Annotated in this window: 12 protein-coding genes; 7 read left to right on the top strand and 5 right to left on the bottom strand. The window is 71.3% G+C overall.

Annotated elements, in window-relative coordinates; genetic code table 11:
- Positions 1-411, top strand: a 411-nt coding sequence (locus B4M60_RS08865; RefSeq protein WP_291082441.1) for a TrmH family RNA methyltransferase, incomplete at its 5' end; no start/stop codon positions are given.
- Between the two features lie 115 nt (positions 412-526).
- On the opposite strand, the gene B4M60_RS08860 is transcribed toward B4M60_RS08865, so the two are convergent.
- The 3 genes from B4M60_RS08860 to serC all read right to left on the bottom strand — a co-directional run bounded on the left by B4M60_RS08860 (position 527) and on the right by serC (position 3,584).
- Positions 527-1,423, bottom strand: coding sequence for a DUF6928 family protein (locus tag B4M60_RS08860; protein WP_291082439.1), 897 nt, complete (start codon positions 1,421-1,423; stop codon positions 527-529).
- Between the two features lie 9 nt (positions 1,424-1,432).
- Positions 1,433-2,305 carry a septation protein SepH gene (gene sepH / locus B4M60_RS08855; protein WP_291082437.1) on the bottom strand — a complete coding sequence of 291 codons (873 nt, stop codon included), beginning with the start codon at positions 2,303-2,305 and terminating at the stop codon, positions 1,433-1,435.
- A 154-nt stretch (positions 2,306-2,459) separates the two neighbouring features.
- Positions 2,460-3,584 (bottom strand): phosphoserine transaminase, encoded by a 1,125-nt coding sequence (gene serC, locus B4M60_RS08850; RefSeq protein WP_291082434.1) that lies wholly within the window; start codon positions 3,582-3,584, stop codon positions 2,460-2,462.
- A gap of 87 nt (positions 3,585-3,671) precedes the next feature.
- On the opposite strand from serC, the gene pdxH reads away from it, so the two are divergent.
- The 4 genes from pdxH (at position 3,672) to B4M60_RS08830 (ending at position 6,726) form a co-directional block, all read left to right on the top strand.
- On the top strand, positions 3,672-4,337 hold the full coding sequence (pdxH, locus tag B4M60_RS08845; RefSeq protein ID WP_291082431.1) for a pyridoxamine 5'-phosphate oxidase: 666 nt from the start codon (positions 3,672-3,674) through the stop codon (positions 4,335-4,337).
- A 129-nt stretch (positions 4,338-4,466) separates the two neighbouring features.
- The gene (locus B4M60_RS08840; RefSeq protein ID WP_291082428.1) at positions 4,467-5,756 is read left to right on the top strand and encodes a citrate synthase; all 1,290 of its coding nucleotides are present in this window, start codon (positions 4,467-4,469) and stop codon (positions 5,754-5,756) included.
- Positions 5,757-5,786: 30 nt separating this feature from the next.
- Complete coding sequence (locus tag B4M60_RS08835; protein WP_291082425.1) at positions 5,787-6,143, top strand: FKBP-type peptidyl-prolyl cis-trans isomerase; 357 nt, start codon at positions 5,787-5,789, stop codon at positions 6,141-6,143.
- A gap of 184 nt (positions 6,144-6,327) precedes the next feature.
- Positions 6,328-6,726: a hypothetical protein gene (locus tag B4M60_RS08830; RefSeq protein ID WP_291082422.1), complete on the top strand. Its 399-nt coding sequence runs from the start codon at positions 6,328-6,330 to the stop codon at positions 6,724-6,726.
- 25 nt (positions 6,727-6,751) lie between these two features.
- Here the strand turns inward: B4M60_RS08830 and B4M60_RS08825 are convergent, their stop codons facing one another.
- Positions 6,752-8,671 carry a propionyl-CoA synthetase gene (locus tag B4M60_RS08825; RefSeq protein ID WP_291082419.1) on the bottom strand — a complete coding sequence of 640 codons (1,920 nt, stop codon included), beginning with the start codon at positions 8,669-8,671 and terminating at the stop codon, positions 6,752-6,754.
- A 62-nt stretch (positions 8,672-8,733) separates the two neighbouring features.
- Positions 8,734-10,260: a carboxyl transferase domain-containing protein gene (locus tag B4M60_RS08820; RefSeq protein ID WP_291082416.1), complete on the bottom strand. Its 1,527-nt coding sequence runs from the start codon at positions 10,258-10,260 to the stop codon at positions 8,734-8,736.
- A 95-nt stretch (positions 10,261-10,355) separates the two neighbouring features.
- On the opposite strand from B4M60_RS08820, the gene B4M60_RS08815 reads away from it, so the two are divergent.
- Positions 10,356-11,102: an enoyl-CoA hydratase gene (locus B4M60_RS08815; protein ID WP_291082413.1), complete on the top strand. Its 747-nt coding sequence runs from the start codon at positions 10,356-10,358 to the stop codon at positions 11,100-11,102.
- Between the two features lie 282 nt (positions 11,103-11,384).
- The gene (locus tag B4M60_RS08810; RefSeq protein ID WP_291082410.1) at positions 11,385-11,675 is read left to right on the top strand and encodes a DUF485 domain-containing protein; all 291 of its coding nucleotides are present in this window, start codon (positions 11,385-11,387) and stop codon (positions 11,673-11,675) included.
- Positions 11,676-11,829 lie beyond the last annotated feature (154 nt).

The raw sequence follows: 11,829 nt of genomic DNA, 5'->3' as shown, positions 1-11,829 counted from the left end.
GCGATCTTCCGCAACTGCGCGGCCCTCGGGGTCGACGGGGTGCTCTTCGGCGCCTCGACCGGGGACCCGCTCTACCGTCGTGTCGTCCGCGTGTCGATGGGCCACGTGCTCCGTCTGCCGTTCGCGCACCTGCCCGGGACGCCGACCACCTGGCAGCGTTCGCTCGACGACCTGCGCGGTCAGGGATTCCGGACCGTGGCGCTCACGCCCTCGGGGGCCGTTCCGCTGTCGCGGGCCGTCGACGCCGAGAAAGTGGCGTTCGTCCTGGGCGCCGAGGGGCCCGGGCTCACCGAGCACGCGATGCAGGCCTGCGACGTCCGGGCCACCATCCCGATGACCGCGGGGACGGATTCGCTCAACGTGGCCACGGCCGCGGCGGTGGCGTTCTACGAGAGGTCGCGGGAGAGCTGAGCGGGCAGCCCCGGCACTCGGGCCTGTGCTGCGGGAATGGACCAATCGCCCATCGCGAGCCGCGCGAGAACAGACAGAGGGGCAGCGCAGGTCGAAGGGGCAGCGCAGGTCGGCTCTACCGCCGGTTCGACAGCCGGCGGCTCATGGCGGCGCGCGCCCGGCGCACGGCGTCCCGCGCGGCCCCGGCGACCCTGCGGACGGCCACCGACCCCGGTGGGGAGGCCCGGGCCACCGCGGGTACGAGGGGAGCCCGCTCGTAGTCGTCGTCGACGTAGGGGGTGGACCGGTCCGGGACCGGCTTCCCGGCGCCGGCGTGGCGCCGGGTGGCGGCATGGAGTTCCGCCCGACCGGGTGACCCCACCACGTGCACGGCCGGGCCCGCGGGCGGGGTGTGCGGGCGGACCTCACGGCGACCGTCGGTGGCGAACCCGTGGACCGGGACATCGAGCCCGCCCGGGTCCAGGTCGAAGCCCAGCCAGTCGCGGTGCGCGGCGTGGAGGAGCGACGACGGCGAGAACGGCAGCGCGAGCGGGGTGTCGTCGGCCCCGTCCAGCGGGAACTCGCCGGCCCAGTAGGGCCGCTCGAACGGGAGCGGCATCCCCTCGTCCTCGATGATCCGGTCGTCGGCCCCCGCGAACGAGCGGACGAGCCGGCCGGATTCCCAGCGGGCGAACCCGCTGACGCCGGAATCGGGCTCGTGGGAGAACAGGAGCACCGTGGGGGCCTCCACCAGCCTCAGCCACCTGTCGGAGGTCGCCGAGGGCGACACCGGGTCGTCGAGCAGCGTCTGGACCACCGTCAGCCCGGGGAACGAGCCCACGTAGATCTCACCGGGCCCGGTCGAGGCCGAGCGGTTGAGGGGGAACGCCCCCAACGAGGCGACGGTGACGGTGGGGTGGAGCCTGGAGAGGAGGCGCCGGGCGAAGCCGGGGTCGGACGGGTGGCCGGAACGGATCGGCGCAGCCGGGTCGTCGGTGTCGAGATACCAGAATGTGGCGACGTGGTGGCCCATGACGAGGCGTCAGTCGTCCTTGCCGCGGACTCCGAGCAGGACGTCCTCCCAGGACGGCATGGTCGGGTGGCGGCGGGATCCGCGGCGCTCGGGTTCGGTGGGTGGGTGCTGCAGGAATTCGTCGTCCTCCACGGGGGTGACCGCGGCGGGCGGGGTGAGCTCGGGGCGCCGGGCCGGTTCGACGGGGACGGGCCGAGGGTCCTGCGGCGTCGGCGCCGCCGAGTTCGGGACCGCCCGGATGGGAGGGGGACCGGAGGGGAGCGGGGGAGGGGACGCAACCGTGCGGAGGGCGGTCGCCCGGGAGGGGTCGAGGATGCCCTCGGCCTGGTCGTCCAGCGGACGCGCGGATCCGCCGTGGGAGTCGGGCAGGAAGGACCACGTGGCGGAGGCGTCGTCAGACAGGCCCGCCGGCCACGAGGTCCGCACCACCCAGCCGCCGGCCCGGTCCCGCCAGGCGTCCCAGGCCACCAGGTCGGGGTCGATGCCACGGCGGTCGAGTGCGGAGTGGACGCGCTCGGCGAGCGTGTCGAGTGCCGGGCCGTCCGGGAGCACCGGGTGCGCGGACCGCGCGAGGTCGGCCGCGTTGGCGCGTTCGAGGAGAACGGGAACGGCGAATCCCTCGATCCGCGACAGCGGGACCCCGGCGTCGGAGGCCACGTCCTCGGGGGAGGCTCCGTGACGGATGCGGTCCTGGATCTCGCGGGGACGCAGCGTGCCGGTCACGGGAACTCGCTCGCGGCCGCCGGGGGGGAGCGACTCGCCCCGGGCCGCGGCGCGGAGCCGGTCGTCGAGGGGGAGGGAGAACGTCTCACCCGAGTCCGGGACCTCGCACTCGACCACCGACGACTCGGGGTCGACCCCGACGATCCTCAGCTTGCGCATGCCGCCTCCTCGACTTCTCACGGCCCCGTCGACGGCCCAGCCGGCGCGCACCCGGGTCCTGGGCGTTCCCCACATGGTAGGGCAGCGCAGCCCACCCGGCACGGTGACGGGCCGGGTGGGCTGCGGAAATTCTGCGCCGGGACGGGGGGGAGCGTCAGCCGAGCCGGCCCACCACGTGGTCGATGCAGCGGGTGAGCTGCGTGACGTCCTCGGGGTCGATGGCCGGGAACATGCCGATGCGCAGCTGGTTGCGGCCGAGCTTGCGGTACGGCTCGGTGTCGAGGATGCCGTTGGCGCGGAGGGTCTTGGCGACCTTGGCGGCGTCGATCCCCTCGTCCAGGTCGATGGTGCCGACGACCTGCGAGCGGTGGGCCGGCTCGGACACGAACGGCGTGGCGTAGTCGCTGGCCTCCGCCCAGTCGTACAGGCGGGAGGAGGAGTCCTTGGTCCGCGCCACACACCAGTCCAGTCCACCCTGGGTGTTCATCCACTCGATCTGGTTCGCGAACATCAGCAGCGTGGCCACGGCCGGGGTGTTGTACGTCTGGTTCTTGGCCGAGTTGTCGACCGCGGTGGGCAGCGACAGGAAGTCCGGGCACCAGCGGTCGGTGGCCGCAATCTCGGCGACGCGCTCGAGGGCGGCCGGGCTCATGATCGACACCCAGATGCCGCCGTCCGAGGCGAAGCACTTCTGCGGCGCGAAGTAGTAGACGTCGGCGTCGTTCATGTCGACGGGCAGGCCGCCGGCGCCGGAGGTGGCGTCGATCGCGACGAGCGCGTTCTCGGACCCGGCCGGCCGGGTGACGGGGACCATCACGCCCGTCGAGGTCTCGTTGTGGGCCCAGCCGATGAGGTCGACCGACGGGTCGGACGTGGGCTCGGGGGCGGAGCCCGGATCCGCGGAGATGACGATCGGGTCGGCCAGGAACGGTGCGCCTCCGGTGACCTTGGCGAACTTGGACGAGAACTCCCCGTAGGTCAGGTGGAGCGACTTCTCGCGGACCAGCCCGAACGCGGCGGCGTCCCAGAACGCGGTGGTGCCGCCGTTGCCCAGCACGACCTCGTAGCCGTCGGGGAGGGAGAACAGCGAGGACAGGCCGTCGCGCACCCGACCCACGACGTTCTTGACCGGCGCCTGCCGGTGGCTCGTGCCCATCACGGCGGTGGCGGCGTCGGACACGGCCGCGATCTGCTCCGGACGGACCTTGGACGGGCCGCAGCCGAAGCGCCCGTCGGCGGGCTTGAGGTCGGCGGGGATGGTGGGCAGCTGATCGCTCATGCGTGGGGTGGCCGTTCCTTGTCGTGGGATGGGAATCGTCTCCATGGTAGTCGGGGGAGCCGTCGGGTCGGAGTAGCGTCTGGGGGCATGGAGGATCCAGCACTCGAACCGGCGGATTTCGACACGATGCGGGTCGGCTACGGCCTGCACAGCAGGTTGGACGTCGCCGACCTCGACGGCGACTGGCTGCCGCTGTTCACCGTGTGGCTCGACGAGGCGGGGCGCCGAGGCGTGCGGGAACCCAACGCCATGGTGCTCGGCACCGCCGGTGCCGACGGCCGGCCGTCGACCAGGACGGTCCTGTGCAAGGGCGCGGACGCGCGGGGGCTGACCTTCTTCACCACGACGAGCTCGCGCAAGGGCGCGCAGTTGGCGGCGTCGGGACACGCGTCCGTCACGTTCCCGTGGTTGGTCGTCGAGCGTCAGGTCCACATCGAGGGCCGGTGCGATCCCCTGGACCGGGCGGACAGCCTCGCGTACTGGCGCACCCGGCCCCGGGGGTCGCAGGTGGCGGCGTGGGCCTCCGAGCAGTCGCAGCCGGCGGAGTCCGTGGAGGAGCTGGAGTCCCTCTTCGCCGTCGCCGAGGAGCGGTTGGCGGGCGTCGACGAGATCCCGATGCCCGACCGGTGGGGAGGCTATCTGTTGACCCCGGAGCGGGTGGAGTTCTGGCAGGGCGGCCGGGACAGGTTCCACGACCGGGTCGAGTGCCTGCGCGGGGACGGCGGGTGGACCGTCCGCCGGCTCCAACCCTGAGCGGGACCGGACTGGGGGGACCGGCGCGGAACGCCCTTCGGAACGGGAGCCCTCGTCACGGTAGGGTGTGGCACAGCACATTCGTGGCGGGATTCGACCGCCGGGACCAGTCGTCGGAGAGGGAATCGCGTGACCGCAGGCTCGAACGGTTCGGACCGCAAGGCAACACTGTCCTACCCCGGCGGTGAACTCGAACTAGACGTGGTCGATGCCACCATCGGAAGCGACGCGGTGCAGCTCGGCCCGCTGCTTGCCAAGACGGGGATGACCACCCTCGACGTGGGGTTCGTCAACACGTCGGCCTGCACCTCGTCGATCACCTACATCGACGGTGGCGAGGGGATCCTCCGGCACCGTGGATACCCGATCGACCAGCTCGCGGACAACGCCTCCTTCCTCGAGGTCTCGTATCTGCTGATCTACGGTGAGGACCCCAGCGAAGCGCAGCTCGCGGAGTTCACCGAGAAGGTCCTCGGCCAGACCACGCTGCCCGGCCAGATGATGCCCCTGCTGCAGGCGTTCCCCCGCGACACCCACCCCATGCCGGTCCTCTCCGCCGGCGTGAGCCTGTTCGGTACGCACGGCGACGACCTGGACATCGATGATCCCAAGGCCGTCGACCTGGCCACCGCCCGTCTGCTCGGCCGCGGCCCGACGCTCGCCGCCGCCATCGAGCGCATCCGCAGTGGCCAGGAGGCCATCGACCCGGATCCGTCGCTCGGATATGTGGGCAACTTCCTCCGCATGATGTTCGGCCCGGACTACGAGATCACCGACGAGGTCTCCAAGGCCCTCGACATGCTCCTGGTGCTCCACGCCGACCACGAGCAGAACTGCTCCACCTCCACGGTGCGCATGGTCGGCTCGTCCGAGGCCCCGCTGTACGCGTCCATCACCGGCGGCATCAACGCCCTGTACGGCCCGCTGCACGGCGGCGCCAACCAGGCGGTCCTGGAGATGCTCGAGCGGATCCAGGCCGAGGGTGGCGACGCCACCGACTACATGGACCGCGTCAAGAACAAGGTCGACGGCGTCAAGCTGATGGGCTTCGGGCACCGCGTCTACAAGAGCTACGACCCGCGCGCCCAGATCGCCAAGAAGCACGCGCACTCGCTGCTGTCGCACAGCAACGACCCGCTGCTGGAGATCGCGATGAAGCTGGAGGAGACGGCGCTCGCCGACGACTACTTTGTCGAGCGCAAGCTCTACCCGAACGTGGACTTCTACACCGGTCTGATCTACCGGGCGATGGGCTTCCCCACGGAGATGTTCACCGTCCTGTTCGCGCTCGGGCGGATGCCCGGCTGGATCGCCCACTGGCGTGAGATGCGCGAGGATCCGTCCACCAAGATCAACCGCCCGCGTCAGGTCTACACCGGCCCGGCCGAGCGGACCTTCACCCCGATCAGCCAGCGCTGAGCCCGGGAATCCGACTCCAGGAGGAGCCACATGGACAAGCCCGAGATCGACATGCCGACCGGCCCCGCCCCCACGGGCCTCGTCAGCGAGGACCTCACGGTGGGTGAGGGCGCCGAGGCCGTGGCCGGCGGCAAGGTCACCGTGCACTACGTCGGTGTGGACTTCGAGACCGGCGAGCAGTTCGACTCGTCGTGGGATCGCGGCGAGTCCATCACCTTCCCGCTCAACGGCCTCATCCAGGGCTGGCAGGAGGGGATCCCCGGCATGAAGGTCGGCGGTCGCCGCCAGCTGGTGATCCCGCCGGACAAGGCCTACGGCACCTCCGCGGCACTGCACCCGCTCGGCGGCAAGACGCTCGTCTTTGTGATCGATCTGATCGACGCCTGAGTAGACCCTCGCGCGCTCCGCTCGCCCCGCACTCCCGTCGGAGTGCGGGGCTCCGAGCTCAGATGCGGTAGGTCGAGCACGCCGGTGCAGTATCCGCGCACCTTCCGGACGGATGTCCATGGACCTAGTATTCCGGGTGTACCGGCGGTGACCAGCACCGCGGACCTCCAGGAAGGCATTCGTCATGATCACTGCCCCCCGCATCGCCCGCCGCGCGCTCGCCGCCGCCGCCGTTCTCGGAATGACCGCCGGCGGCCTCGCCCTGGCCGGGCCGGCCACCGCCTCCGCGGTGCCCCGGGTCGAGACCGTCTCCGGGGCCACCTACGTGAGCTTCGACGACCTCCCGTCGTGGCAGTTCGACTCCGTCGAGGACGTCGCCGATGAGGTCAACCGGATCCTCCCCGGCGAGGAGGAGGTCGTCTTCGCGGTCAACAAGAGGGGCCCCCGCTCCGCGATCGGCGTGTTCGCGCCCCGTCGTAGCGGCATCTCCCTGGCGGTCGAGTGCGATCCCGAGGTGGACACGTGGGACTCCTACCTCGGCGGCTCCTGCTCGGGCAACGAGGAGTCGCTCCCGGTCCGGTAGGTCGCCGGCTGGAGAGCCGCGCAGCCTAGCCCTGCTGCCGCAGGAACGGGGCGAGGTCCTCCAGCACCTGCGGGTCCTCGATCGTCGACGGCACGGGAACATTCTCCTGGCCGTCGGCGATCTGCCGCATGGTCTTGCGCAGGATCTTGCCCGAGCGGGTCTTGGGCAGGCCCTGCACCACCGTGCAGTCGCGGAACGTGGCCACCGCGCCGATGTCCTCGCGGACCATCGTCACCAGTTCCGACCTGAGCTGCTCCGGGTCGCGGACCTCGCCGGCCTTGAGCACCACGTAACCGACGGGCCGCTGGCCCTTGAGTTCGTCCCTGACGCCGATCACCGCGACCTCGGCGACAGCCGGGTGCTTGGCGATCACGGCCTCCATGGAGCCCGTGGACAGCCGGTGCCCGGCGACGTTGATGACATCGTCCGTCCGGCCCATGACGTAGACGTAGCCGTCGGAGTCGATGAACCCGCCGTCACCGGTCGAGTAGTAGCCGTCGAACACGGACATGTAGGAGGAGACGAATCGCTCGTCGTCCTCCCACAGGCCCAGGAGCGTGCCCGGGGCCATCGGTAGCTTGATGACGAGGTTCCCCTCCTCCCCGGCGGCGAGTTCGTTGCCCTCGCCGTCGAGGACCCGCAGGTCGTACCCGGGCACGGCGACGGTCGGGGAGCCGGCCTTGATGGTCATGGGGTCCAACCCGCGGAGGTTGGAGGCGATGGGCCAGCCGGTCTCGGTCTGCCACCAGTTGTCCACCACGGGCTTGCCGAGCTTGTCGGTGGCCCACTGGTACGTCTCGGGGTCGAGGCGCTCGCCCGCACAGAACAGGGTGTGCATGCCCGACAGGTCGTACTTGCCGATCTCCAGGCCCTCCGGGTCCTCCTTGCGGACGGCCCGCACCGCGGTGGGGGCCGTGAAGAGCGCGACGGCCTTGTGCTCCGAGATCACACGCCAGAACGCGCCCGCATCGGGGGTGCCGACGGGCTTGCCCTCGTAGATGATCGAGGTCGCCCCCACGAGGAGGGGCGCGTAGACGATGTACGAGTGCCCGACCACCCAGCCGACGTCGGAGGCCGACCACCACACGTCTCCGGGCCGCACGCCGTAGACGTTCCACATCGACCACGCGAGCGCGACCGCGTGCCCGCCGTTGTCCCGGACGACGCCCTTGGGCATGCCCGTGGTGCCGGAGGTGTAGAGGATGTACAGCGGGTCGTTGGCGGCGACGGCGACGGGACCCGCCGGTTCCGCGACGGCCACGGCGTCGTCCCAGTCGGTCCACGTGACGCCGGGGGTCTCGGGGAACACCTCGTCCGGGAAATGCTCCGCGCGCGAGGCGACGATCACGGCGCTGGGGCTCGCGTAGCTGAGCCGGAGGGCCTTGGCCACCATGGGGAAGTAGGGGATCCTGCGGGTGGGCTCGATGCCGCCGGTGGCGGTGACGATGACCTTCGGCCGGGCGTCGTCGATCCGGATCGCGAGTTCCGGGGCGGCGAATCCGCCGAACACGACGGAATGGATCGCGCCGAGGCGGGCGCAGGCGAGCATGGCGACCGCGGCACGGGGGATCATGGGCATGTAGATGACGACCCGATCGCCCCTGCCGACGCCCTCGGCGCGAAGTGCGCCGGCGAAGGCCTCCACCTGGTCGAGCAGTTGGGAGTAGGTGATGGTCTCCTTGACCCCGGTGACGGCGGAGTCGTAGATGTACGCGGCCTGGTCCCCCCGGCCCGCCTCGATGTGGCGGTCGATGCAGTTATACGACGTGTTGAGCTCGCCGTCCGGGAACCAGCGGTAGAAGGGCGGCCGGGACGAGTCGACGGCGGTGGTGGGCTGCCTGGTCCAGTCGATACCGCGGGCGGCGTCCAGCCAGAAGACGTCGGGATCGGTGATCGAGAGCCGGTGGGCGTCGGCGTAGGTCGACGGGGTCGGGGAGTTCGACATCGGGCAGGCCCCTCACGTACGGGAGTGTGCCGCCGATCGGTGCCGGCGGACTGTGACCCGGTTCACTCTAGCGCCAGGCCCAGGTGGCGATACCTGGACATGCGTTCGGCGTACCTCCGCTCGGGGGGGAGGCGCCGGACCTCCATCAAGGCCGAGGCCACGGCGTCGGCCAGGCGGTCGCAGAACGCGTCGGGCTCATCGGCGGCGTCGGGCCGCTCGGGGACCACGACGTCGACGATCCCCGCCGCGTGGAGGTCCGCCGAGGTGATGCCCTGCGTTCGCGCCACCTCCGCGGCGCGGGACGTGGTGTGGTGGAGGATCGCGCTCGCACCCTCGGGTGGCAGTGGCGCGAGCCACCCGTGTCTGGCGCACAGCACCCGGTCGGCCGGGAGCATGGCCAAGGCGGCGCCACCGGTGCCCTGACCCAGGATCACCGAGACGGTCGGGGTGGGGAGGGTGACGAGGTCCGCCAGGCTGCGGGCGATCTCGCCCGCGAGGCCGCCCTCCTCCGCCTCGCGGGACAGCGCGGCGCCGCGGGTGTCGATGAGCAGGACCAGCGGGACCCCGACCTCCGCCGCGATCCGCATCCCCCTGCGGGCCGAACGCAGGGCCGACGGGCCGAGCGGGCTCGATTCGTTCTCCGCGTCGCGGTCCTGGGCCAGGACCACGGCGGACTGTCCGCGGAATCGCGCGAGCGCGAGCAGGAGCGAACCGCTGTCCTCGCCCTGACCGGTTCCCGAGAGCGGGACCCGGTCAGGCGCGACGCGCGCGAGGAACGACCGCGCGCCGGGTCGGTCGCCGCGGCGGGAGCGGGTGATGGCGTCCCACGCGTCCGGCGGTCCGGCCTCATCGGTCTCCGGCGGGCGGACCGGCCCGGGAGGTGGGGCCGGCTCGTCGTCGGACGGCGGGTCCTCGCACAGCACCCGCAGCGCCATCGCGGTGAGGTCCCGCACCCCCTCCGGTGGGACCACTCCGTCGATCATCCCGCGGCGCGCGAGGTTCTCCGAGACCTGGACGCCCTCGGGGAAGGGGGCCTGGTAGAGCGCCTCGTACACGCGGGGGCCGAGGAAGCCGATGAGCGCACCGGGTTCGGCCACGGAGACGTGCCCGAGTGATCCCCAGGAGGCGAACACCCCGCCGGTGGTGGGATGTCGCAGGTAGACGAGGTACGGAAGCCCCGCGGACTTGTGCCCGGCCACCGCCCCGGAGATCTTGACCATCTGGAGGAACGCGATTGTGCCCTCCTGCATCCGGGTGCCGCCGGACGTCGGCGACGCCAGGACCGGGAGCCGCTCCGCCGTGGCGCGCTCGATCGCGGAGACGATCCGCTCGGCGGCCGCGATGCCGATCGATCCGGCGAGGAAGTCGAACTCGCAGGCGATGAACACCACCCGCCGGCCCCTCAGGGTGCCCTCGCCGGTGATGACCGCCTCGTCGACGCCCGAGGACCGCGCCGCACGCTCGAGCGCGGCGGCGTACCCGGGGACCGAGTCGACCTGCGTCGAGCGCACCGGAGCCCCGTCCCAGGACCGGAACGAGCCGGCGTCGAGGACCAGGTCGAGGATCTGCAGAGCTCCGGTTCGCGCCATGACCGCATCGTACGGTGGGGGCGCTCACCAGCGGGTACCGTCATCGAAGGGGTGCACGACCGTACCCCCATCCCGCAGAGGAGGCCCCCGCCGCCATGATCGTCACCGGAAGGGACGGTGCAGTCGCCGTCGTCACCATCGACCGCCACGCCACCCGCAACGCCCTCGACGCGCAGGTGTGTACCGCCCTGCGCGAGGCCATCGAGTCCGCCGGCGCACTCGCGGAGGCCGAGGACCCGGTGCGCGCCATCGTCGTCACCGGGGCCGGGACCGCCTTCTGTGCGGGCGCGGACCTGTCCGGCGGGGTCTACAACACCGACTTCTACGAGGCCCACGCGGCGATGCTCCGCGCCGTGGAGTCCGTTCCCGTCCCTGTCGTGGCGGCCGTCAACGGTCCCGCGGTGGGTGCGGGGGTCCAGCTCGCGCTGGCGGCGGACCTCAGGGTGGTCGCGCCCGGGGCGGTGTTCGCCGTACCGGTGGTCAAGGTGGGGCTGGCCCTGGACAACTGGACCATCAAGCGGCTGGCCAACGTCGTCGGCGGTGGGCACGCCCGGTCGGTGCTCATGACCGCGCGACCGGTCGGTGCCGAGGAGGCGGCTCGCATCGGGCTGGCCAACGAGATCGGTGGGCTGGACACCGCGATGGAACTGGCGGCCGAGATCTCCAGGTTCGCCCCGCTGAGCCTGCGGCACATCAAGTCCGTGATCAACGACGACGACGCCCGGTTGCTGCCGCGGGACGAACACACCGAGCTCCAGCAGCGGGCCTGGAGCAGCGACGACATGGCGGAGGCCCGCGCGGCCCGCGCGGAGAAGCGACCCCCCGTGTTCCGGGGACGGTGACCCGGGCCGCACGTGCGGCCAGCCCCACGTGAGGTGACCGCACCCCCCCCGATGGGGGCGGCCGTCGGGCGGTCTTCGCGCAGTTCATTTGCGTTGCCGGGGCGGGGTTCTGCGAAACTCCTGTGTCTCGTGTCACACTCTCTCCGTCACTGTCTGTGAGGTGCACCACAACAGAGGTGCGGCTCGAGCGATCTGAAACGGAGGACCCCCGTGTCCCAACCAACTGATCCGCCGACGGGGGGGCCACCCCGGCGCACGCCGGAAGCGCCGGAATTCGCGGCGATGCGCACCAGCCCGGAGTTCGAGGAACTGCGAAGCCGCTTCAGGTCGTTCGTGTTCCCCATGACGATCGCGTTCCTCGTCTGGTACTTCCTCTACGTTCTACTGTCGATCTACGCGACGGGCTTCATGGGCTCGCGAGCGTTCGGGAACATCACCTGGGGTCTCATCATCGGGTTGGGGCAGTTCGTCACCACGTTCCTCATCACGTTCCTCTACATCCGGTTCGCCAACCGGGAGATCGATCCCCGCGCGGCAGCGATCCGCCACGAGCTGGAAGGTGAGGTGGCCTGATGGGCGACTGGCTGATCAACATCAACGAACTCGTCCCGGGCGAGCAGGTCGGCAGCACCGTGCTCAACATGGTCGTCTTCGGCGTCTTCATCGTCATCACGATGACCCTCGTGCTGAGGGCCTCCAAATCGACCAAGTCGACCAAGGACTTCTA

The organism is Dietzia sp. UBA5065 (assembly GCA_002415925.1).
GTDB lineage: Bacteria > Actinomycetota > Actinomycetes > Mycobacteriales > Mycobacteriaceae > Dietzia.
The sequence above is the reverse complement of the archived record's forward strand: the minus strand, read 5'-3'. Positions and strand labels throughout refer to the sequence as shown.